Raw genomic sequence first — 22734 nt, forward strand, 5'->3', positions numbered from 1 at the left:
GCCGGGCCCCCGGACCCCGCGGGCCCCGGGCCGCGGGGCGGGCCGCACGGCGAGCGGCAGCGCCGGCGCGACGGGCGCACTGGCCAAGGCGGCCGCCGTGACCGCCGGACTGACCGCGGCCGGAGCCGTGTTCGGGCTGGTGCGGGACCAGACCATCGCGCACCTCTTCGGCGCCGGACACGACAGCGACGCCTTCCTCATCGCCTGGACCGTCCCCGAGATGGCCTCGACGCTGCTCATCGAGGACGCCATGGCGCTGCTGATGGTGCCCGCGTTCAGCCACGCCCTGGCCCGCCGGGCCGCCAGCCGGGCCGGGCTCACCCGCAAGGAGGCCCGCGCGCAGGATCCCGTACGCCTGCTCGTGGGGGCCACGCTGCCCCGGCTGGCCGTCCTCCTCGCCGCCGTGGCGTCCGTGCTCATCGTCGCCGCGCCGCTCGTGGTGGGCCTGCTCGCCCCCGGACTGCCGGATCCCGGGCTCGCCGTCGAATGCACCCGGATGACCGCTCTGACCGTGCTGTCCTTCGGGATCGCCGGCTACTTCAGCGCCGCGCTGCGCGCACACCGGTCCTTCGTCCCGCCCGCCGCCATCTACGTCTCGTACAACGTCGGGATCATCGGGACCATGGTGGCCCTGCACGCCCTGTGGGGGGTGCGCGCCGCCGCCGCCGGGGTCGCCGTCGGCGGGATGCTCATGGCGCTGGTCCAACTGCCCGCCTTCATCCGCAACGTCGGCTTCGGGCCGCCCCGCGCCAAGGGCGCGCCGCGCAGCCAGCGCGACCGGGACCGGCCGACGCTGATCGCCTTCGGGGTGATCGCCCCGGTCATCTTCTTCGCCGTCTTCCGGCAGTCGCAGGTGCTGGTCGAGCGGTTCCTCGCCGCCTCGCTGCCGTCCGGCGCCATCTCGCACCTCAACTACGCGCAGAAGGTCGCGCAGATGCCGATGGTGCTGTCCCTGATGATCTGCACCGTCACCTTCCCCGTCGTCGCCCAGGCCATGGCCGGCGGCGAACGCGAGAAGGCCCGGCGGCGCGTGGAGCAGGACCTGGCGCTCGCCTCCCTCGCCGTCCTCATGGGCACCGCCCTCGTCATCGGGTACGCGCCCCAGATCATCCAAGTGCTCTTCGAACGCGGCGCCTTCACCCATCAGGACACCGAGGCCACCGCCTCCGTCATGCGGGTCTACGGCCTCGGGCTGCTCGGTCACTGCCTCGTCGGGGCCCTGTCCCGGCCCTTCTTCTCGACCGCCCGGCCCACCTGGTTCCCGGCGCTCGCGATGGGCGCCGGGCTCCTCGTCAACATCGTCGCCGGGGCTTTCGCCGTCGGCTGGTGGGGCATCTACGGGATCGCCGCCGCCAACGCCGCGGGCATCTCCACCACCGCCGTGCTGCTGCTCACCGGTCTCGGCTCGCGGATCATCGCGATCCAGGTCCGCCGGGTCGCGATCAGCATCGGCCGGCTCTCGGTCGCCGCCGTCGCGGCCTGCGTCACCGGCTGGATCGCCGGTCCGATGATCCCCGACCCGCTGGTCAGCGCCGCCCTCGGCTGCCTGCTGGTCCCGGCCATGTTCGGGGCCACCGGCATGGCCATACGGGCGCTGGAGATCATCGCCCTGCCCGGGCAGCTCGCCCAGCTCACCGCTCACCTCACCTCCCAGCTCACCCAGAGGTTCCGCAATGTCCGCTGACACCGATACGGCGGCCGCCGCCGCGCCGGTTCCCGCCCGCCGGACCGCATCGCCGTGGGTCCTGATGTACCACTCCGTCGCCGAGTTCACCGATCCCGCCGAGGACCCGTACGGCATCACCGTCACCCCGCGCGCGCTGGAGGCCCAGCTGCGGTGGCTGCGCTCCCGCGGCCTGCGCGGCGTGTCCGTCGGCGAGCTGCTCCGGGCCCGTGCCGCGGGGCGCGGCGCCGGGCTGGTCGGCCTGACCTTCGACGACGGCTACACCGACTTCCTGACCTGTGCGCTGCCGCTGCTGCGCCGCTTCGGCTTCACCGCCACCCTCTTCGTCCTGCCGGGCCGTCTCGGCGTGGACAACGTGTGGGACCCGCTCGGCCCCCGCAAGGCCCTGCTCACCGCCGAAGGCATCCGCGAAGCCGCCGCCGCGGGGCAGGAGGTCGGCTCGCACGGGCTGCTCCACCAGGACCTCACCGCGGCCTCCGACGACGTGCTGCAGCAGGAACTGCGGGGCAGCCGCGAGCTGATCCGGGAGCTGACCGGAACGCTGCCCGCCGGGTTCTGCTACCCGTACGGGCACCTCGACGCCCGCGTCGTCGCCGCGACCAAGGACGCCGGGTACGCGTACGCCTGCGCGATCGACCCCGGACGGCTCGCCGGGCCGCACGCGCTGCCCCGTACGCACATCAGCCAGGCCGACGGCGGCCCGCGGCTGGGGATCAAGCAGCTGCGCCACCGGGTGCGGGAGCTCCGGCGGGCGGTGCACCTGTGACCGCGGACAAGGTGCTGCACATCATCACCGGCCTGGGCGTCGGCGGTGCGGAACAGCAACTTCGGCTGCTGTTGCGGCACATGCCGATGTCGTGCGAGGTCCTGACGCTGACCAACCCGGGCCCGGTGGCGGAGGGGCTGCGCGCGGACGGGGTCCGGGTCGCGCACCTGGGGATGAGCGGCAACCGGGACCTGCGGGCGCTGCCGAGGATGGTCAGGTTCATCCGGCGCGGCCGGTACGACCTCGTGCACACCCACCTGTACCGGGCCTGCGTGTACGGGCGCCTCGCGGCCCGGCTCGCCGGAGTCGGCCGCGTCGTGGCCACCGAACACTCCCTGGGCGACGGAGAGATCGAGGGCCGGCCGCTGTCGAGCGGGGTACGGGCGCTGTACCTGGCGAGCGAACGGCTCGGCGCGGCCACGGTGGCCGTGTCGGACACGGTCGCCGCCCGGCTGGAGGGCTGGGGCGTACCGGCCGGGCGCGTCCACGTGGTGCCGAACGGCATCGAGGCCCGCCGCTTCCGCTTCGACGAAGGCGTACGGCGGGTCACCCGGGCCCGGACCGGCCTGCCCGAGCGGGCGTTCGTCGTCGGCGGGGTCGGGCGGCTGGTGCCCGGCAAGCGGTTCGACGTGCTGGTGCGGGCGGTGGCGGCGCTGCCGGGCGCGCACCTGCTGCTGGCCGGGGACGGCCCGGAGCGGGCCGCGCTGCGCTCGCTGGCCGCCGAACTGGGGGCGCAGAGCCGGATCCACCTGCTGGGAGAGCGGGACCCGCTGGGCGACAGCGCCGACGGGCGGACGCCGGGGATCCCGGCGCTGCTCGCCGCGATGGACGTCTTCGTGTCCCCGTCGCGGGAGGAGGCGTTCGGGCTGGCGGTGATCGAGGCGCTGGCCGCAGGGCTGCCGGTGCTGCACGTCACCTGTCCGGCGATCGACGACCTGCCGGCGACGCAGGCGCCGGGGGCGCGCCGGATCGGCACGGACACCGAGGAACTGGTCGCCGCGCTGCGCGGGCACATGGAGGCGGGCGCCCGCAGGCTGCCCCCGCCCGCCGTGGTGCGGCGCTACGACATCGCCCGCAGCGCCCGGCAGCTCCTGTCGGTCTACGACCTCGTGGCGACCGCCCCGCCCGCCGGGGGCCGCACGGCGGGTGCCGACGGCACGGCGCCGTCGCCGGGGACCGGCTCCCGGACACCCGCGCCCCAGCCTCCCGCGGCCGCCGCCGGGAGGGACCCCGTACCGGGCCTGGAGACGGCCTCCGTGCCGGGGCCGGCGACCGGGCCGCGGACGGCGCCGGGGGGCGGCGAGGCCGGCTGACCGCGCTCCCGCAGGGGTCCCGTACCGGGGATCCGAAACCACCACCCCTCCACCAGGAAAGAGGCACGCACATGGCGGACACCGCCGAGCAGAAGAAGTCCACCCACCGCCGCCGGGTCCGGCTGCTGCCGCCGCCCGCGTGGTGGCCGTTGCCCGTCGCCGCGCTGCTGGGGCTGGCCGCGGGCGGGGCGTACGGGGTGCTCAAGGCGCCCGAGTACGCCGCCACCAGCTACGTGGTCGCCGTCCCCGACGACACCACGGAACCGGCCACCGCCCTCGGCTTCGCCCAGGCCTACGCCCGGATCGCCACCAGCAGTTCGACCCTCGCCTACGCCCAGCCCCGCGCGGGCATCGGCGTACGGCAGCTGCGCACGCAGGTCCGCGCCGAAACCTCTCCCGAATCACCGATGATCGCGATCACGGGGACCGCCAAGAGCCCCTCCGAGGCCGCCGACATCGCCAACGCGGTGGCCGACGCGCTGTCGTTGAGCAGCAACCAGGCCGCGAAGAACACCGGCGTCCAGCTGCTCCTCTTCAACCAGGCCGTCGCCCCCACCGAGCCGGCCTCCGCCTCCCCCGCCCTCGGCGGGGCCGTCGGGCTGTGCGCCGGCGGGCTGCTGGGCGGCCTGTGGATGCTGGCCCGGCCCGCCGGGCGCCGCAGGGCGCAGGACGCGGACGCCGTGGTCCCGGCCCTCGGTGAGTTCGCCTCGCTGCCCGCGCAGGGCGATCACAGCGAGACCAAGGAGAAGGAGTCCGTGCGATGACTCCGGGCTCCACCGGGGCCCTGTCGGTGACGCTGTGCCGCGACCCCCGGCAGTTCGCCGCGCTGGAAGAGCCGTGGAACCGGCTCGTCCGCGGCTGTCCCACCGCCACCCCCTTCCAGAGCCACGCCTGGCTGCACTCCTGGTGGCTGTCCTACGGCAAGGACGGCCGGCTGCGGATCGTCCTCGTGCGGCGCGGGGAGGAGCTGGTCGGCGCCGCCGCGCTGATGCTCGTGCACCGGCCGCTGCCGCTGCTCGTGCCGCTCGGCGGGGGCATCACCGACTACTTCGACGTGCTGGTCGCCGAGCGGTACGCCGGCCAGGTCGTCCCCGCGCTGGCCCACGGCCTGCACCGGGCGGCCCGGGGCGCGGTCGTCGACCTGCGCGAGGTCCGGCCGGGGGCGGCCGCCGAGGCGGTGTACGCGGCCTGGCCCGGGATCGGCAGCAGGCTCACCGACTCCACGTGCATGGAGCTGCCGGCCATGCCCTTCGACGAGCTGGTCAAGCGGATGCCGTCCTCCGGCGCGCAGCGGGTGCGGGCCAAGCTCCGCAAGAGCGACGCGGCGGGGATCGAGGAGCACGAGGTCACCGAGCAGGAAGTACCGCGCGCGGTACGGACGCTGCTGCGGCTGCACGAGAAGCAGTGGCGGGGCCGAGGGGTCACCCCCGAGCACCTCAAGCCGCGGTTCGCCGAGCACCTGACCCGGGCGACCCGGCGGATGGTGCGGGCCGGGGAGGGGCGGCTGGCCGAGTTCCGGCTCGACGGGAAGGTGGTGGCCGCCAACCTCACCCTGCTGTCGGGCGCGCTCAGCGGCGGTTACCTCTACGGGGCCGACCCGGACCTGCGCGACCGGAAGGTCGACGTGACGACGCTGCTGCTGCGCTACGAGACCAACCGCGCGCTCGCCGAGGGCCGCCCGGTGGTGAGCTTCCTGCGGGGCAGCGAACCGTACAAGAACCACTGGCGGCCCCGGACGGTCGTCAACCAGCGGCTCCTGCTGTCCACGGCCGCGCTCGCACCCCTGCTGCGGCTGCACGAGTCGCAGGTGGCGGGGCGCGAGCGGGCGGTGGACGTGCTGCGCGAGGCGTTGCCCGCCGCCCGGGACTGGCGGGCACGGCTCAACGAACTGCGGGTCCGATGACCCCGCCGTCCCGTCTAGAAGGGCCAGAAACCGGAGTTCCTGCCCCAGTCGATCTTGACGCAGACCGACTGCCTGCCGACCAGCTTGGAAAGCCACTCGCCGAAGTTGAGCGGCACGCACCACTGCGTGCTGTTGACGGGCGGCTTCTCGGGCTGGGGCTTCGGCACGACCGGCGAGGGGGCCGGGGACGGGACCTGGGGGGACGGGACGACGGGGTCGGGCACGAGGGGGCTCGGGGTCGGGGCGGGGCTCGCCGGGACCTCGGGGACCCCGGGGCTGACCTCGGGGGACGGGAGGGCCGGGCTCGGTTCGACCGGCACCGGGGGCTCCGGGCTCGGGACGGCCGGGCTGGGGACGGCGGGGCTGGGGACGGCCGGGCTGGGGACGGCGGGACTCGGGGTGACGGGGCTCGAGACCTCGGGGGACGGGACCTCGGGGGACGGGGCCGCCGGGCTCGGCACGGGAATCGGCGGCGGCGTGACGACCGGCGTCGGGATCTCCGGTGTGGGGATCTGCGGGCTCGGCACCACGGGCGTCGGGATGACCGGGGTGGGGACCACCGGGGTCGGAATCACGGGGGTCGGGACGACCGGGGTCGGGATCACCGGGCCGGGCTTCTCGGGCGTCAGTGCGTCGCGGAAGACCTTCGCCGACTGGGGGTTCTGCTTGCACTGCCACACGCCGTGCGGGCAGTAGTCGGTGATGGTGTGGTAAAGCGGCTTCTGCTGCTCGATCCACTTCAGCATGCGCCGCACGTACTCCGGGTTGTCCCCGTTGCGGAAGAGCCCCCACTCCGGGAACGAGATCCGCTTGCCGTGTGCCTTCGCGAAGTCCACGTGCTGCTGGAGCCCGTACGGCTGGCTGATCTGCTCGTCGAAGCTCCGGCCGGGAGCCTGGTCGTACGAATCCATTCCGACGATGTCGACCACGTCGTCGCCCGGGTAGCACTTGGTCCAGCCGATCGCGTCCGTGCCGCGGTTCGGGGTGAAATCGAACTTGAACTTCTGGCCGGGCACCGCGCGCATCGTGTTGACGACGCGCTTCCAGTACGCCTTCCAGTTCTCCGGATCGGGTCCGCAGCGGTGGGTGTAGGTGGTCCCGTTCATCTCCCAGCCGAGCACGATCACGGTGTCCGGGACGTCCAGCGCCACCAGTCGCTCGGCGAGCTTCCTGAAGTGCCGGTCGTACTGGCCGTCCGCGCCCGCCCGGATCAGCTGGGCCACCTGGTAGTCCGGGACCCGGGCCTCGTTGCGCTCCTGCATCGGCACGTTGAGGACGAACATCCGGTCGTCCCCGTCGAGCCGCCAGTCGGCCCAGTCCTCCAGGAAGTCGACGTTGCCCTCGATGCCGGACCAGCGGTCACCGGGCAGATAGGTGTGCCCGACCCGGATCTCCCTGCCGCCCAGCCAGCGCGACAGGAACGGGATCCGGGCCACTCCCGGCGGCCCGTAGTCGAGATAGGCGCCCATGGCGATGTCGGAGCCCGCGCCCTGTTCCTCGGGGGCCGCGAGGGCGGCCCCGGTGGCGAGCAGCCCGGCCGTCACCGTGCCGATGCAGGTGCTCGCCAGTCGGCGGCGTGGTCTGGCCATGGCTTCTCCCGAGCTTTCCTGAACCGGTGTGCTTACGAGAGACGTTAGACATCAGATCTGACGAATGGCCTGTCCGGTGACGTCCGCCTAGGCCATTCGCAGGTGCGCATCCTCCCCGCTTGGTCCGACTAGGTGAAAGACACCGTTCTCATGCACGCGCATCCCAACCAAGTGCCCGCAGTGCTGCTCAGACTCGATCGGAATCCGTTCCACCACGGAACCCTCGGCGCCGTCAGATCGCTCGGGCGCAAGGGCGTGGAGGTCCATGCCGTCGTCGAGTCCGGGGGAGGTCCCATGGGGCGTTCGCGCTACCTGCGCGCCGCGCACCCCGGGCCGTCCGGCGGACTCGACCCCGAGGCGCCCGAAGCGCTGTTGGAGTGCCTGACCGGGGTCTCCGAGCGGATCGGCCGCCCGGCCGTGCTCATCGCGATGGACGACCTGAGCGCGATCGCGGTGTCCCGGGTCGCACCGATACTGACGGACCGTTTCCGGATCCCCCATCAGCCCGACAACCTGCCCGCGCGGGTGGCGGACAAGGCCGAGCTGTCCCGGCTGTGCGCCCGCTGGGACGTCCCGCACCCGGAGACCGTGATCCCGGCCGGCGGGGCCGAGGCGGCGGAGGCCGCGTGGCGCCTGGGCCTGCCGGTGATCGCCAAGTGGAGCCGGCCCTGGCTGCTGCCCTCGGGCACGGACCTGCGCAGCACCACCCTGGTCCACTCGGCCGCCGAGGCACGGAGGCTGTACGAGCGCTCGGCGGAGGCGGGGAGCCGACTGCTGCTCCAGCGGTTCCTGCCGGCCGGGCCGGACACCGACTGGTTCTTCCACGGAGCGTTCAGCCGGGGCGGCCACCCGCTCATCGCCGGGTCGGGCCGCAAGGAGATGTCCTGGCCGGTGCGGACCGGGCTCACGGCGGTCGGGCGGTGGCTGCCGGATCCGGCGGTGGAGGAGGCCGGACTGCGCCTCGCCGAGCGGCTGGCCTACCACGGGATCCTCGACCTGGACTTCCGCCGCGACGAGCGCGGCGTCTTCCGGCTGGTGGACTTCAACCCCCGTCCGGGGGCGCAGTTCCGGCTCTTCACCGACGCGGCGGGCCTGGACGTGGTCCAGGCGATGTACCTGGACCTGACGGGCCAGCGGGTCCCCGAACCCTCGGGCGGGCCGGGACGGGTCTTCGTGGCGGAGAACTACGCGCTGCTGTCGGCCGTCCGCTCCCGCTCCCTCCCGCGCCGCGCCCCGGCCGTGCCCGCTGCGGCGGCCGCCGGAGCCGTCGCCGGTCCCGGAGCCGACGCCGACGCCGACCGGTCCGTACGGGCGCTGCCGCGCGGGGAGCGGGGGCGGGTGGAGGCGGCCTGGTTCGCCGCCGACGACCTGCGGCCGTTCCTCGCGATGCTCGCCGCCTTCCTGGGGCGGGGTGCGGGCAAGGCCGCGAGGGCGCTGCGCGGGGTCCCCGCCCAGGGCCGCCGCACGGCCCGGGCGGTGGCGAGGGCACCGCGCCAGCGCGGCGGCGACCTGCCGGCGGGGGCGGCGGCGGCCGGCGGCCCGGGTGCCTCGCGGCCCAGCCCGCCGGAGGCTCCCGCGGAGCCGGACGAGCTGGTGACGCGGTGAAGCGGAGCCGGTCGGGCCGGTGACGCGGTGACGCGGTGACCTGGACCCGGTCGGCCCGGTGACGTGGTCGGGCGGAGCCGGTCGCACCGGTGACCGGTGACCGGTGACCGGTGACCGGTGACGGGCGACGGGTGACGGGATGACGGGCCGGGGTCGACGTGGTCCGAGAAGTGCGAGACGTCCGAGAAATCGGAGAAGCCGGGGAGGGCCATGTGACTGGAGGGACAGCGGTGACGCGGATGGACGACCTTGTGGTCATCGGAGCGGGCCCGTACGGGCTGTCGATCGCCGCCCATGCCGCCGGTGCGGGGCTCGGGGTGCGGGTGCTCGGGCGGCCCATGGCCTCCTGGCGGGATCACATGCCCGAGGGCATGTACCTGAAGTCGGAGCCGTGGGCCTCCAACCTCTCGGCGCCCGGCGGGCGTTACACCCTGGCCGAGTACTGCGAAAGCCGCGGGATCGCGGCCGAACACGGAACTCCGCTGCCCATCGGGACGTTCAGTGCGTACGGGCTTTGGTTCGCCCGCCATGCCGCACCCCCGGTGGAGGAGGCGACCGTCACCGAAGTCACCCCGCAAGGCGACGGATTCCGCGTCCGCACCGCCGAGGGGCCGCCCCTGCTCGCCCGGACGGTGGCGCTGGCCGTGGGCGTCATGCCCTTCGTCCGGTACCCCGACGCGCTCCGGGAGCTGCCCCCGGCCCACTACTCGCACAGCACCGGCCACCGCGACCTGACCCGCTTCGCCGGCCGCGAGGTCGCCGTGCTCGGCGCCGGGCAGGCGGCCCTCGAGACCGCGGCCCTGCTCGCCGAGCAGGGGGCCCGGCCGTGCCTGGTGGCCCGCCGCTCCCGGCTGAACTGGAACACGGTGCCGCAGCCGCTGCGGCGGCCCCCGCTGCGCGCCCTGCGCGAGCCGCACAGCGGACTGGGCACCGGCTGGCGCAGCTGGGCCTGGTCGGAGCTGCCCTGGGCGGTGCGCAGGCTGCCCGCGCCCACCCGGGAGCGGATCGCGGCGACCGCGCTGGGCCCCGCCGGAGCCTGGTGGCTGCGCGAGCGCTTCGAGCGGCGGGTCCCCGTCCTGCTCGGGCACCGGCTGCACCGGGCGGTCGCGGCCGGCGAGCGGACCCGGCTCGGGCTGACCACCGCGGCCGGCGAGTCCGTCGTACTGGACACCGCTCATGTGATCGCGGCGACCGGGTTCACCCCGGACCTGGCCCGTCTGGACCTGCTCGACGCGGGACTGCGGGCCGCGCTGAGGACCGTCGCGGAGAGCGGGACGCCGGAGCTGGGCCCCGGCTTCGAGTCCTCGTGGCCGGGGCTGTTCTTCGCGGGGCTGCTGACGGCTCCCTCGTTCGGCCCTTCCATGCGATTCGTGCACGGCGCCGGCTTCACGGCGGGGAGACTGGTGGCAGGAGTCCGCAGGCGTCTGGGCGCGCGGGGCCCGCTGGCGGGTTCCGGCGATGCGACCCGGGCCGACCGGGCACCGGCGGCCGGGCACAGAGTGTGAGAGGGGTCCGTGATGAGCGATGAGCGAGCACAGGGCCGCGGCTGGGTGAGGATTCCGGCCAGCCGCGGGGAACAGCCCGCCACGACGAGGCCGGGGCCCCCGCACCAGCCTCCGCAGGCTGCCCCGTACCCGCATCCCCACGCCCCGTACGGGCAGTCCCCGTACGCGCAGCCCTCGTACGGGCAGCAGGCGGCGTACGGCCAGCCCTCGTACGGCCAGCCCTCGTACGGGCAGCAGGCCGCGTACGGGAGCGGCCGGTACCCGCAGGCCCCGTACGACCCCGCGACGGCGATCTACCTCTCCCTCGTCACCCGCTGGCGAGAGGCCGGACGCACCCTTCCGGGGCATCCTGACGAAGAGTGGGAGCGGCTCATTTCCCAGCCGTGCTGGCCCGGCCGTTAGGTGGTGTGAGTCTCGTGGCAGCGGCGGAGCGACGCGACAAGAGACCGGATGCGCAGAGGTCCACAAGCCCCCTCACCGGCCCCGGCGAGCGGCTCGCGCTCAACGGCATGGGCAGCTTCGAGTGGGACCTCGTCGCCGGGACGCTGGTGCTGGACGAGGCGGGCATGACGGTCTTCGACCTGGAGCCGGAAGAGTTCGACCACACCCCCGAGGGCCTGGGACTGCGGATCCCGCCCGACGACGGCGCGCGGCTCGCGGACACCGTGCTGGCGGCGCTGGAGAGCGGGGAGGAGACGTACGGCCAGTACTTCACGGTGCAGCGGCGCGACGGCCGCGACCAGTGGACGCACACGCAGGGCCGGGTGGTGCGGGACGGTGACGGCCGGCCCGTGCGGATCCTCGGCATCGTCCGGGACGCCACGGCGGAGCTCGCCCACCTCACGGTGCTGCGCAAGCTGGAGTCGGCGCGCGCCCAGCAGGCCACGATCGTGCAGCGGACCACGGAGGCCCTGTCGCGGGCGGTGACGGTCGACGACGTCACGGCCACCCTGACGGGCGCGGGCGCGCTGGAACGGCTCGGCGCGGACGGCCTGGCGCTGGGCCTGGTCGAGGGCGGCACCATAAAGATCATCGCGCTGAGCGGGGAGTCCCTGGAGATCCTCAGCGAGCGGAAGTTCACCCGGCTGGACGGCTCGTTGCCGCTGTCGCAGGCGGTGCTCACCAGGAAGGCACGTTTCGTCACCTCGCTCGCCGAGCTCTCCGGCGAGTTCCCGCTGCTCTCCGACTACCTCAACCGCATCCAGTACGACGCCGCCGCGTACCTGCCGCTCATCGCCCAGGCCAAGTCCATCGGCGGGCTGGTGCTCTTCTACCGGCGGCGCACCGAGTTCAGCCCCGAGGAGCGCAACCTCTGCCTCGGCCTGGCCGGCATCGTCGCGCAGTCGCTCCAGCGGGCGCTGCTCTTCGACCAGGAGCGCGAGTTCGCCACGATGCTGCAGGCCGCCATGCTCCCGCGCCGGATCCCCGAGATCACCGGCGGGGAGATCGCCGTGCGCTACCACTCGGCCTGGAGCGGGCGCGAGGTCGGCGGGGACTGGTACGACGTGATCTCGCTGCCCCGCGACCGCGTCGGGATCGTGGTGGGCGACGTACAGGGCCACGACACGCACGCCGCCGCCATCATGGGCCAGTTGCGCATCGCGCTGCGCGCCTACGCGGGCGAGGGCCATCCCCCGTCCACGGTGCTGGCCCGCGCCTCGCGCTTCCTCGCCGAGCTCGACACCGAACGGTTCGCGACCTGCATGTACGCGCAGGTGGACCTGGAGAGCGGAGGAGTGCGGGCGGTCCGCGCGGGCCACCTCGGACCGCTGATCCGGCACACGGACGGGCGAACGGGCTGGCCCAACGTGCGCGGCGGCCTCCCGCTCGGGTTGGCCACGGTCTTCGAGCAGGAGGAGTTCCCCGAGACCCGGCTGGACCTGGTCCCCGGCGAGACCCTCGTGCTGTGCACCGACGGCCTCGTGGAGGAGCCCGGGACCGCCATCACCCAGGGCATGGACGCCCTCGCCCACGCGGTCCGCAGCGGCCCCCAGGAGGCCGGGGCGCTCGCCGACCACCTCTCGGACCGGCTGTGGGAGCGCTGGGGCTCCGGAGACGACGTGGCCCTGCTGGTGCTGCGCCGGGCCCCCGACCCGGGCACCCACCGGGCCCCGCGCATCCACCAGTACGTCCACCAGGCGGACCCCGAAGGGCTCTCCGAGGCCCGCTACGCCCTGCGGCAGGCGCTGCGCGACTGGGGCATGCCGGAGCTCGCCGACGACGTGGAGCTGGCGGCGGGAGAGCTGCTGGTCAACGCCCTCCTGCACACGGAGGGCGGAGCGGTGCTGACGATGGAGGTGCTGCCCGAGCCCGTCCGGCGGATCAGGCTCTGGGTCAAGGACCGCTCCAGCGTGTGGCCGCGGCGGCGCACGCCGGGGGAGTCGGCGACCACCGGACGGGGACTCCTGCTGGTGGACGCGCTGGCCACGCACTGGGGCGTGGAGTCCCGGGGCGACGGCAAGGCGGTGTGGTGCGAGTTCGACGCGGCGGGCCACGCGGCGCGCAGCGCACCGTGACCGACGGCTCACGCCGAGTTGTGGACTGCGCGGGGCGGGGCGAAGATGCGGTCCATGGAACAGGAACGGATTCTTGTGGTCCTGCGGGTCCCGCGGGTCCTGCCGGTGGTGCGCGTGCTGCGGGTTCCGCCGTGCGCCGACTGAACAGGGGCGCCGTGACGGGCGTCCTGGCGCTGCTGCTGTTCGCCGCCGGGGTTCCGAAGGTGGTGGACTGGACGACCGGGCGCCCGCACGCCGACCCGGGGTGCCAGACGGTGGCCTTCATGTCGATGACGGGCGTCGCGCCCGAGTGCCGCTGACGCCAAGACACCGCGGACGCCCGGGCGTCCGGCCGCCTCCGGAACCCGCGCCCGCGCCCGCGCCGGGCGCCGCGGACGCCACTGGCCCCCAGCGGCCCGCCGACGCGCCGACGCCCGGGTCCGGGTAGCGGCGGCTACCGGACGGGGCGTCGCGCACGGGGACGGTCTACCGGTGGTCGATCACCGTGACCGGGTGGGCGTACTCGGCGATGGTGTCGACCGAACGGGGCAGCAGGCGGCCGAACCGGACCTCCTGCAGCCGGGCCTCGGCCATCGCCTCGCCCGCGTGGATGCTCGGGGTGAGCCGGAGCGTGCCGTGGGCCGACCACCCGTGCTCGGTGCCGTCGCACCGGGCCTCGCCGGCGCCGATGCTGAGGCGGACGTCGTCCTGGACGACGGTCGCCTTGATCTGAACCGTCCCGGAGCGTGACGGGGCGGTGCAGTGGTAGGCGCCGGAGAGGTGGATCGTGCCGTCTTCGGCGATGTGGGCCTCCGAAGATACGTAAATGTCATTTCCGTAGGGCGCGGCATTCGCCGGAGCGGTGAATACCGCCGTGGCGCCCAGTGCGGCGAATGCGGCCAGGGCCATGCGGGGGCCGGACGCGGACATCGTTCCTCCTGTTGGACGGGGGTTGCGCGGGATTGTGGAATTCCGCCGGAACGCATTGTGCTGGCATATGGAGGGCAATGCGTTCCGCCTGCTCGTGTCGGTGAGTGCAATTGCCTGCTCGGGCGCGTGAAACTGGCCGCGATACGTTCCCGAAGATCCCCGAAGGGATCCCGCATGCGTCAGTCCTCCATCCGCACGCCGTCGGCTTCCGCACTCGCCGCCGCCGCCCTCCTCCCGCTCCTGCTGTTCGGTGCCACGGCCTGCTCCGGCGCCCCGGAGGGCGCCGCGCTCGCCCCGGCCGCGGCGCCCGCCGTACCGGTGGACGACGGCGCGCCGGGCGCCGGGGACGATCCCGTGGCGGAGGAGGGCGGGGCCGCGCGCGCGGCGTCGAAGGACGCCCACGTGGGTGACTCCGTACGGGTCAAGGGCAAGGAGGTCGGCCGTCACCTGCAGGTGGTGCTCAACGCGTACGTGGACCCGGCGGTGAGCGTGGAGAAGAACTTCGCCCCGGCCGCCGGCAAGCGCTGGGTGGCCGCCTCGATGTCCTTCGTCAACGTCGGCGGGGCCTCGTACGGGGCTCTTGGGCGCATGTGGGCGCTCGACGGCGCGGGGCAGCGCCACGCGGTGGTGCCCACGGGTGAGCTCACGACCGGCAAACCGATCGTCTTCGATTCCCTCGCGGTGGGTGAGCGGGCCGAAGGCTGGGTGGTGTTCGAAATCCCGGAAAACACTCGCATCGTGCGGCTCCAGTACCAGGACGCGAACATGCAGGCGAATTCCGGAGGTGGATTCTGGGCCGTCTAGCCCGGCCGGGTGAAACGGCGTCAAAGGGGCGGGGCGGCGGCCACTAAGGTGCGGCGCATGACTTCTACCCAGGCCGAACTCGACCGCTCCAAGCTCGGCACCCTTTCGGTGCTCGCGTGGATCGGCGACCCCGAAGAGGCCCACGACATTCCCTACCTCCTCGCTTACATCCTCGGCGACGGACCCGACGGGCCGGCGGCGAGCGAGGCGGCCGCCCGCGGTCTGCTGGAGGAGATCGGCCTGCCCATCGGTGACGTGGTGATGGACGGCGTCCGCAACCCGGCCGGCTTCCCGGTGCAGATCCTCCTGGAGGGCAACCAGATCGCGCTGACCCTCCCGGGCATGAACGCGAAGTGCACCGCGCCGCCGGAGTGGGTCAAGGCGGCGGACGACAGCGGGCAGGCCTACTTCCTCTTCGCCACGCGGGCCTGGCCCGAGGCGGCCCCCGGCCGGCCGGTCTCGGCGGAGACGCTGCAGGCGTTCGCGGGCGACGAGGCGGTGCTCACCGGCAGCGCCCACGCGGTCCTCGCGGTGCGCCGCCTGCAGCGGTAGTCGCCGCCCGCACCCCGGCGTTCGCCGCTCCGGCGGCCCCCCCGCCCCGGCCGCCGGGCGCCGGGCCTGCCCGACGGCCTGCCCGCCGGCCCTCAGGGCCGTTCGAAGGCGAAGCGCAGCGAGCGGACCCGGTTGTCGAAGCTGGAGCCCGCGAGATCGGGCAGGCCGACCGCGCGCAGCGCGACCGGACGGGTCAGCAGCTCGCGGAAGAGGGCCTTCATCTCCACCCGGGCCAGGTGCGCGCCCAGGCAGAAGTGCGGGCCGCCGCCGCCGAATCCCAGGTGGGGATTGGGAGAGCGGGTGATGTCGAAGGCGTCGGGCCGGGGGAAGACGTCCTCGTCACGGTTGGCGGAGGCGTAGTACAGCACCACTTTCTCGCCGGGCGTGAACAGGCGTCCGCCCAGAGTGTGTTCGGCGACCACCGTCCGGCGGAACTGGATGATCGGCGTCGAGTGGCGGATCATCTCGTCGACCGCGCCGTCCGCGTGCTTCTCGAAGTCCCCGAGCAGCAGATCGCGTTGGTCCGGGTGGTCGGTCAGCAGGGTCAGGCCGTGCGTGATGGCGTTGCGCGTGGTCTCCACCCCGGCCACCATCAGCAGGGAGAAGAACGCGCCGAGCTGGCGGGCGCCGAGGGCCTGCCCGTCCACATTCGCGGTGACCAGCGCCGAGATCAGGTCGTCGGTCGGGTTCTTGCGCCGCTCACGGCCGATTCCCGCCACCATCCGCTGCATGCGGGCCAGGGCCCGCAGCCCGCGGCCGGGCATCCGCAGCCGGGAGGCGAGGCCCCGCTCCACGCCGATGTTCTCGGAGGCGTGGTTGACGCGGTCGGCGATCTCGGCGCGGTAGCGCTCCGGGATGCCCATCATGTTGCAGATGACCTCCAGCGGCAGCCGGGAGGCCACCGCCGAGACGAACTCCTCGGGCCGCTGCGCCAGTACGTCGTCCACGATCCGGGCGGCCACCGCGTGGACGTCCTCCTCCGCCGCCGCGAGCAGCCGGGGCGTGAAGGCCCGCTGCACGATCTTGCGTAGCTGCGCGTGGTCCGCGCCGTCCAGGTTGACCATCGAGTCCCCGAACAGGGCCCGCACCCACCGGGCCGGTTCGGGCGTCGTCACGCCGGGCGCGCTCGCGAACACCTTGGGGAGCCGGCTCGCCTCCTGCACGTCCGCGTGCCGTACGAGGGCCCAGTGCCCGGTGGCCCCCTCGGGTACGAACACGGGGGAGTCGAGGGCGCGCAGACGGGCGAAGGCCGCCAGGCGGTGGGCGGGCGGAGCCTTCCAGAAGGCCGGGTCGGCCAGTTCCGTGCCGGGGTCGGTTCCGGTGCCGTGCCGTTGTGGGGGGAGTGTCATTCGAGCAGCCTCTTCCTGTCGCCGTGGCGTCCTGCGCTGAGAACGGCCGGAGCGGCGCCGGAGTGACGGCCCCGGGTCCCGGCGCCCGCCCCGGGACTCCGTCCGGGACGGCGCGGCCATGTGGTCACGCGGCCGTGCGGCCGGACGGTCACGCGGCCATGCGGCCGGGACGGTCAGGTCACGCGGTCACGCGGTCACGCGGCCGGACGGCCGGCGCGGACCGCGAGGGCCAGGCCGGCCGCGACGGCCGCCGCCGAGACCAGGCCCGCGTACAGGACGGCGTACGTGCCCGCCCAGGCGCAGGCGAGCACCGCGACGGCGGCGACCGGCAGGGTCAGCTGCTGGGCGGGGCCCTGCTTGAAGTGGCGGGAGTGCAGCAGCCAGACCATCAGCAGGAAGAGCGCGGCCGGGACGGTGACGGACGCGTTCGCGGCGGCCTGGGAGATGTGGGCCTTGCCGACCGCGTGCTCGACCGCGACCTCGATGCCGGCGCCGATCGCCGCGCCCGACGCGAAGACCAGCAGGTGTCCGTAACCCCAGGGGATCGCCTCACGGTTGGACGTCAGCCGCTCGTGCATCGGGGCCGCGAAGTAGATCCACCACGCGGCGAAGACGATCAGCAGCCCGCCGGCGGCCAGGGGCAGCAGCTCGCCCAGCGCCTCGTGCTCGTCGATCGCCGACTTCACGGCCACCGTGCTCGCGGCGATCGTCTCGCCCAGCACGATGATCGTGAACAGGCCGTACCGCTCCACGATGTGGTGCGCGTGCCACGGGGTCGGATGTCCGTGCTCCGCCCACACCGGGACCACGAGCTCCGCGGCGGCGAGGAGCAGGAACAGCCAGCGCTTCGTGGCGTCCGGCGCGAACAGCAGCGCCACCCACCCGGCCTGGCAGACGACCAGCCCGGCCGCGTACTTCAGGTTCGCCGTGCGGGCCTCGCCGTCCTCGCCGGCGGCAGCCCGCAGCCACTGGGCGGTGAGCGCCACCCGCATGATCAGGTAGCCGATGACGGCCACCGTCCAGTCGTTGCGGTCGAAGGCCTGGCTCACCCCCGCCGCGTAGACGAGCACGCCGGTGATCTGGACCAGCGTGGCGATCCGGTAGGGCACGTCGTCGCAGTCGTAGGCGGACGCGAACCACGTGAAGTTCATCCACGCCCACCACACGCCGAAGAAGACGAAGAAGTAGCCGATCACGCCCGTGCCGGGATGGCCCTCGGCGAGCGCGTGCACCAGCCGCGCCCCGGCCTGGGCCACGGCGACGACGAAGCAGAGGTCGAAGAACAGCTCCAGCGGGGTCGAGGCCCGGTGGCTCTCGTCCCTGCTGCGGGCGGTCATGGGTACGTACACCAGAGCCATGCCGTCCAGGACAGCAGTTCCGCGGGGTCCGGCAGGCGAGGCGCGCGGCCCTCACCGCCCGCGTGCCCCGGGCGGACTCGTAGCGGCTCGGCACCGGCCGGCACCGAGCCCTGAGGCTCTGCGCGGGCCGCACCAACGGACCGGGGGCGGCGGCGGGACCACGTCCTGTCGCTCACGCAGTGGACGCCCGGGGATCAGTCTGAGCCGCCGGTGGGTCGCCGGGGGTTCGCCCGGGGGGCGCCGGGGCCGTGGCGGCGGCCGACGGACGTCACCCGGACGGCGCACCGATGCCCTAGGTAAAACGGGCTGAATCGGTACAGAACGCCTAGCGTGGTGCTGTGTCCGAGCCCTCAGATGTCCTCGAAGCCGCGCCGCCCCCACCGCCCCCCTCCGCGCCCCGGGCCCCGTCTCCGACCGGGCGGTCCGTCACCGCACGGGCCACCCCGGCCGGCACGGTCGTCTCGCTCCTGCTCGTCATCGCGATCGTGCTCGGCAGCCGCCTGCTGCGCGCCTTCGACTCCGCCCTGCTGCCCGGGGACAGCGCGACGGGCCCCGGGTACGAGATGCGGATCTGGGGCGTCAAGGTCCTCGTCATCCCCGGGGCCTCGTACTTAATGTGGCGGCGGATCCTCCGGCTCGGGCAACGGCTCGACCTTCCGGCGGATCCCGGTGATCTTCCGGGACCAGCACATGAAGCAGGCCGAGGGCAGGGGCGCCGAGGCGCGGGCAGCGGCGATGAAGCAGTCGGAGATGGAGTCGGGGGCCGTGACCGGCTTCTCCTCGGCCATCGCCGCCTACGGCTTCTCCTTCAACCCCGCGATGTTCGCCGCCATGGCGGTCACCAACGCACTGTGGATGTTCATCGTCATCGGGTTCTACGCCACCAGCCTGGCGGTGTGCTGGTGGTTCTACGCCCGCAAGGGCGCCGAGGCTCCCAGCTGAGCGGGGCCGGTGGCGGGGGCGGCCGTACCCTGGAGGCATGAGCGAAGCCCCCGCCACCGACCCGCAGGTCCCCCAGGACCCGGAGCCCGCGCAGCAGGCTCCGAAGCCGAAGCCGAAGCCCGCGCCGCGGCTCGTCTTCGACGACCCGCTGGACCAGCAGTCCTCCGACGACACCGACCGCGGGTGGGGCGAGCGGCCGCCCGCCGGAGGGAGCGCGGCCGACCTGGCCCGCTTCCTCGACGAGAAGCCGCCGCACCACGTCTGAGCCGCCGGGGCGGTCAGAAGGCGTCGCGCGACCCCGGCGCCACGCCGCCACCGCCGTTCGCGCCCCGCTGGGCGACGAGGGCGTCCCGGATCTCCTTGAGGACCTCCAGCTCGGTGATCTCGATGGTCTCGTGCACGCCTTCCCTGGCCCTGCGGCGCGCCTCCTGCCGGGCGAGGTACTTCGCCATCGGCAGCACCATGAGGAAGTACACCACCGCGGCGGTGATCAGGAAGGTCAGCGCGGCGTTGAGCACCGAGCCCCAGAGGAGCTCCACACCCGTCGCCTTGCCGTCGGCGCCGATCCCGCAGGGATCCTTGATGCAGCTCTTGTAGGCATCCAGGCTCTGCGTGCCGGCGAGGCCGATCACCGGGCTGATCAGGCCCTTCACGACCGAGTTCACGATGTTCGTGAACGCGGCGCCGATGACCACGGCCACCGCCAGGTCGACCACGTTGCCGCGCATCAGGAAGGCCTTGAAGCCTGCCAGCACGCTCACCTTCTTCTTCTCGCTCACCACTGAGCCTTTCTTCGTATCTGCCGAACATGGAGCCAACGGTTCCGAAAGCTACGGCAGTCCGGGCCCGGCGTGTCCCATCGACCCCCGTCCCGCGGTGACTTGGCCGCGCGTTCGTGCGAATCAACACACCGCCACCGCCAGCCGGGATACGGTGCCCGCCCCCACGAGGGCCCGCGCGGTCTCCCGGGGCACGGACAGGACCACCAGCGCACCGCCGTCCCCGACACCCTTGTCCGGATCGGGCACTTCGGCAACCCTCGCCCCCGAGGCCAGCACGCGGGGCGGGCCGGTGCGTTCCGCCGTCACCACGTCCACCCGGTCACCGGGCCGCAGCAGACGCACCGTCCCCGCGTCCGCGATGCGCACAGGGGCCGACACCATCCGCGCCACCGCCGGGGGCGCCGCCCCCCGGGAAGCCCGGACGGCGGGGGGCGCGGAGCCCCGTGAGGCCTGCGCCTCGGTCCCGCCCACCACCAGCGCGGCCGCCACCACGGCCAGCCCGGCCGCGGCGCCGCGCCGCCGGCGCCGCACCGCCCTGCGCAGGCGGTCCCCGCCCCGGCCCACGTGGAGCGGGGGAAAGGGCGGTACGGGGCGCGCGGGGGGACACGGGGCGGAAGCGGACCGGGAGACGGGCCCGCCGTGACAGGCGTGAGCCGGAACGGGGACGGTCGCGGAGGAGGAAGCGGAAGAGGGTGAGGAAGTGGAAGCGGAAGCGGGGGAGGAGGAAGGGGAGAAGGGGGAGGGGGAGGAAGAGGGGGGAAAGGCGCGGGACTTCGCGTTCATGGGGCCACCACCAGACGGGATGCGATCCGATGTCCGGACCCAGCGCCCGGACGCCCCTCACGATCCGCCGTTCCGCCCGATCCCGCCCGGCCCTGTGGACGATCCCCAGGTTGTGGATATCCGCGTCACCCGCAGGAGTTAACCGCCCGCCGCGATCCGTCGCAGCGCTGCGAGCGGATCCGCCGCGCGCGTCACCGACCGGCCCACCACGACGTACGAGGCCCCGGCCGCGAAGGCGGCCCCCGCGGTCCCGGCGCGGGCATCCGCGCCCGTCTCGTCGCCTGTCTCCGCGCCCGCCGGCGCCCCGTCCGGTGCCTCCCCGCCCCGCGGGCCCCCGCCGGGCGGCACTCCGGCGGACAGCCGCACCCCCGGCGTGACGATCAGTCGCTCCGGCCCCAGCAGGCGGCGCAGCGGCCCCGTCTCCCGGGGCGCGGCGATCACCCCGTCGCACCCGGCGTCCACCGCGAGCCGGGCCAGCCGCAGGACCTGCTCGTCGGTGCCCGCGGCGATGCCGATGTCGGCGAGGTCGTTCCCGGTCATGCTCGTGACGACCGTCAGCGCGAGCACCTTCAGGCCGGGGAACTCCCGCGCCGCCCGGGCCGCCGCCGTCAGGATCCCCGTACCGCCCATGGCGTGCACGGTGACCATGGAGGCGCCCAGCGATCCGGCCGCGCGGACCGCGCCGGCCACGGAGTTCGGTATCTCGAAGAGCTTCAGGTCGAGGAACACCCCGTGGCCCCGGGAGACGAGTTCGCGTACGAGGTCAGGCCCGGCGGCGGTGAGGAGCTCCAGGCCGACCTTGTAGAACCCGCAGGCATCCCCGAGGCGGTCCACGAGGGCCTCGGCTTCGGCGCGGCGGTCGAAGTCGAGGGCGATGATGATCCGGTCATCGGTGGCGTCGGTCACCCCGTCATTGTCCGAGGCGCCGCCCAGGGGTCTCCCGCCGGCCTGTGGGAAGCGAAAGGCCCGGGGGGAGCCCGGGCGAGGCGGGGGACGTCCGAGGACATCCGGAGACGTCCGGAGACGTCTGGAGACGCGCCAGGACGGCCGGGGGACGCCCCGGGGACGGCCGGGGAGCAGGTGGCGGGCCGGGGGTCCGGCCGGCCACCTTCCCGCCGATGCGGCCGGGTGTCACCGCGTGGTGGCGCCGGTCGCCACCGTGTGCTGTCGGGCGCCGCCGCTGCCGGCCGCTACCAGGTGAAGTCCGACGCCTGCGCGCTGGTCGCGGTGCAGTAGATGCTCGGCACCCCCGGCGGGGTGATCGAGACGGTGAAGTTGGCCGCGCCCGGTGCTCCGGCCAATGGGGCGACGTTGGTCTTGTCGCCCGCGGCCAGGGTGCCCGTGGTGAGCGGGAGCGGGCCGACGGTCACCGAACCGCCCGCGACCATGGGCGGGTTGACGGTGCCGGAGAACTGCGTGGTTCCGGCGACGCCGTTCTTCGTCACCTTGACGACGGTCGTGATGGTGTTGGCGCCGATCGGAGCCGTGCCCGCGGGCACCTTGATGGCGGTCGAGGCGAGCTTGAGCTTCTTGACGCCACTCGTGTCGGTGGCGGTGAGGGTCACGCTGCCGCTTCCCCAGGTGGTGCAGTTGAAGGTGGCGGTCGTGGTGGCCGGTGCGACCGCGTACGCGCTGGTCGACAGCGCGATCGAGGCCGTCATCGCGGCCGCACCGGCGGCTGCGAGGGTGGCGATCTTGAGGCGGGACATGATGGTGCTCCCTTCGAGGTCCTGACGGACATGAGGCGTTCCGGAGGAGCAGCGGGCACGCCGAGACGGAAGTGCGCCGCTTGGTGACGGGACGGGAATCCCGGGCGGACATCCGGGGGGCTCAATGGCGCCCCGTTCCTCGGGGCCCGGGTGTGGCTGGATCCAGCATCCCGAATTGCAGTGAAGCCGCGCTTTCGGGTGGGAGTCAAGGCTTGGCGGGAGAATTCTTTTCGCTCACGGAGGCGGTTCGGCGGTGTAAAGCGAGGGCGACCCCAAACCCGATGCTTGACTTTTCGGGCGGGCCCGTAAAGCGTATCTGACGTACCGTCACCTCGGCTATTCCCTTCTGTACTCCGCTGCGCCACGCTGTGCGCTCCGGAAGCTTCGGATTTCCGTCCGGCCGCTCCGGGCTGCCTGCGTTTGGTCAGGTCAGGGCGGTACCCAGGTGTTTATGTAGCAAAGAGAGGGTGGGTGTTACAGGGCCACCGAGCGGAATGAACGCGGTGTGGTCGACCGAGGCTCGATTTCAGCTGTATATCCGCAGAGTGGCTTTGAGGCGCAGGATGGCAAAACGTGCCGCACTGGATGCTCTCTTTGTTCATTCCGGCATGCCGGAGGCATTCGGTGCTTCCGGTGCTCTCGGTGCGGAAATTGAGCGAAAGGGA

Annotated in this window: 21 protein-coding genes and 2 pseudogenes; 15 read left to right on the forward strand and 8 right to left on the reverse strand. The window is 73.8% G+C overall.

Annotation, left to right across the window (positions count from 1 at the left end; translation table 11 throughout):
• The 5 genes from ABZY44_RS07835 to ABZY44_RS07855 form a co-directional block, all read left to right on the forward strand.
• Positions 1-1684, forward strand: a 1684-nt coding sequence (locus tag ABZY44_RS07835; protein WP_356651045.1) for a lipid II flippase MurJ, incomplete at its 5' end; no start/stop codon positions are given.
• Positions 1674-2450 (forward strand): polysaccharide deacetylase family protein, encoded by a 777-nt coding sequence (locus ABZY44_RS07840; RefSeq protein WP_356651047.1) that lies wholly within the window; start codon positions 1674-1676, stop codon positions 2448-2450. The genes ABZY44_RS07835 and ABZY44_RS07840, both read left to right, overlap by 11 nt.
• Positions 2447-3763, forward strand: coding sequence for a glycosyltransferase (locus tag ABZY44_RS07845; RefSeq protein ID WP_356651049.1), 1317 nt, complete (start codon positions 2447-2449; stop codon positions 3761-3763). Before ABZY44_RS07840 ends, ABZY44_RS07845 begins: the two co-directional genes overlap by 4 nt.
• 71 nt (positions 3764-3834) lie before the next feature.
• Entirely contained in the window at positions 3835-4527 is a 693-nt protein-coding gene (locus tag ABZY44_RS07850) for a lipopolysaccharide biosynthesis protein (protein WP_356651051.1), read from the forward strand.
• Complete coding sequence (locus tag ABZY44_RS07855; protein WP_356651053.1) at positions 4524-5666, forward strand: GNAT family N-acetyltransferase; 1143 nt, start codon at positions 4524-4526, stop codon at positions 5664-5666. Before ABZY44_RS07850 ends, ABZY44_RS07855 begins: the two co-directional genes overlap by 4 nt.
• A 437-nt stretch (positions 5667-6103) precedes the next feature.
• On the opposite strand, the pseudogene ABZY44_RS07860 reads toward ABZY44_RS07855, so the two are convergent.
• A pseudogene (locus ABZY44_RS07860) lies at positions 6104-7135 on the reverse strand (glycosyl hydrolase); the annotation flags it as partial.
• Positions 7136-7405: 270 nt separating this feature from the next.
• Here ABZY44_RS07860 and ABZY44_RS07865 point away from each other — a divergent pair.
• From ABZY44_RS07865 to ABZY44_RS07885, 5 genes are all read left to right on the forward strand, one after another.
• On the forward strand, positions 7406-8860 hold the full coding sequence (locus ABZY44_RS07865; protein WP_356651055.1) for an ATP-grasp domain-containing protein: 1455 nt from the start codon (positions 7406-7408) through the stop codon (positions 8858-8860).
• A 239-nt stretch (positions 8861-9099) separates the two neighbouring features.
• Positions 9100-10365, forward strand: coding sequence for an NAD(P)-binding domain-containing protein (locus tag ABZY44_RS07870; RefSeq protein ID WP_356651057.1), 1266 nt, complete (start codon positions 9100-9102; stop codon positions 10363-10365).
• 12 nt (positions 10366-10377) lie between these two features.
• Entirely contained in the window at positions 10378-10767 is a 390-nt protein-coding gene (locus ABZY44_RS07875) for a hypothetical protein (RefSeq protein WP_356651059.1), read from the forward strand.
• Between the two features lie 14 nt (positions 10768-10781).
• A complete protein-coding gene (locus ABZY44_RS07880; RefSeq protein WP_356651216.1) occupies positions 10782-12881 on the forward strand; it encodes a SpoIIE family protein phosphatase in 2100 nt (699 codons plus the stop codon).
• Between the two features lie 131 nt (positions 12882-13012).
• Positions 13013-13180: a hypothetical protein gene (locus ABZY44_RS07885; RefSeq protein ID WP_356651061.1), complete on the forward strand. Its 168-nt coding sequence runs from the start codon at positions 13013-13015 to the stop codon at positions 13178-13180.
• A gap of 166 nt (positions 13181-13346) precedes the next feature.
• Here the strand turns inward: ABZY44_RS07885 and ABZY44_RS07890 are convergent, their stop codons facing one another.
• A complete protein-coding gene (locus ABZY44_RS07890; protein WP_356651063.1) occupies positions 13347-13790 on the reverse strand; it encodes a DUF6299 family protein in 444 nt (147 codons plus the stop codon).
• Positions 13791-13964: 174 nt separating this feature from the next.
• On the opposite strand from ABZY44_RS07890, the gene ABZY44_RS07895 reads away from it, so the two are divergent.
• Positions 13965-14594 carry a DUF4352 domain-containing protein gene (locus tag ABZY44_RS07895; RefSeq protein WP_356651065.1) on the forward strand — a complete coding sequence of 210 codons (630 nt, stop codon included), beginning with the start codon at positions 13965-13967 and terminating at the stop codon, positions 14592-14594.
• A 57-nt stretch (positions 14595-14651) separates the two neighbouring features.
• The gene (locus ABZY44_RS07900) at positions 14652-15146 is read left to right on the forward strand and encodes a DUF5949 family protein (protein WP_356651067.1); all 495 of its coding nucleotides are present in this window, start codon (positions 14652-14654) and stop codon (positions 15144-15146) included.
• Between the two features lie 92 nt (positions 15147-15238).
• Here the strand turns inward: ABZY44_RS07900 and ABZY44_RS07905 are convergent, their stop codons facing one another.
• Positions 15239-16495 (reverse strand): cytochrome P450, encoded by a 1257-nt coding sequence (locus ABZY44_RS07905; RefSeq protein WP_356651069.1) that lies wholly within the window; start codon positions 16493-16495, stop codon positions 15239-15241.
• A 194-nt stretch (positions 16496-16689) separates the two neighbouring features.
• The gene (locus ABZY44_RS07910) at positions 16690-17853 is read right to left on the reverse strand and encodes a low temperature requirement protein A (protein WP_356651071.1); all 1164 of its coding nucleotides are present in this window, start codon (positions 17851-17853) and stop codon (positions 16690-16692) included.
• Between the two features lie 419 nt (positions 17854-18272).
• Here ABZY44_RS07910 and ABZY44_RS07915 point away from each other — a divergent pair.
• The 3 genes and pseudogenes from ABZY44_RS07915 to ABZY44_RS07925 form a co-directional block, all read left to right on the forward strand.
• Positions 18273-18386: pseudogene (locus tag ABZY44_RS07915) on the forward strand (MFS transporter); the annotation flags it as partial.
• 157 nt (positions 18387-18543) lie between these two features.
• Complete coding sequence (locus tag ABZY44_RS07920; RefSeq protein ID WP_356651236.1) at positions 18544-18795, forward strand: hypothetical protein; 252 nt, start codon at positions 18544-18546, stop codon at positions 18793-18795.
• 37 nt (positions 18796-18832) lie between these two features.
• Positions 18833-19060, forward strand: coding sequence for a hypothetical protein (locus ABZY44_RS07925; RefSeq protein ID WP_356651073.1), 228 nt, complete (start codon positions 18833-18835; stop codon positions 19058-19060).
• Positions 19061-19073: 13 nt separating this feature from the next.
• Here the strand turns inward: ABZY44_RS07925 and mscL are convergent, their stop codons facing one another.
• The 4 genes from mscL to ABZY44_RS07945 form a co-directional block, all read right to left on the reverse strand.
• The gene (mscL, locus tag ABZY44_RS07930) at positions 19074-19574 is read right to left on the reverse strand and encodes a large conductance mechanosensitive channel protein MscL (RefSeq protein ID WP_356651075.1); all 501 of its coding nucleotides are present in this window, start codon (positions 19572-19574) and stop codon (positions 19074-19076) included.
• A 123-nt stretch (positions 19575-19697) separates the two neighbouring features.
• On the reverse strand, positions 19698-20141 hold the full coding sequence (locus ABZY44_RS07935) for a hypothetical protein (protein WP_356651077.1): 444 nt from the start codon (positions 20139-20141) through the stop codon (positions 19698-19700).
• Positions 20142-20498: 357 nt separating this feature from the next.
• A complete protein-coding gene (pyrF, locus tag ABZY44_RS07940) occupies positions 20499-21266 on the reverse strand; it encodes an orotidine-5'-phosphate decarboxylase (RefSeq protein WP_356651079.1) in 768 nt (255 codons plus the stop codon).
• Between the two features lie 284 nt (positions 21267-21550).
• Positions 21551-22069: a hypothetical protein gene (locus ABZY44_RS07945; RefSeq protein WP_356651081.1), complete on the reverse strand. Its 519-nt coding sequence runs from the start codon at positions 22067-22069 to the stop codon at positions 21551-21553.
• Positions 22070-22734 lie beyond the last annotated feature (665 nt).

Origin of the sequence: Streptomyces sp. NPDC006544 (genome assembly GCF_040611715.1) — a bacterium.
Taxonomy (GTDB): Bacteria; Actinomycetota; Actinomycetes; order Streptomycetales; family Streptomycetaceae; genus Streptomyces.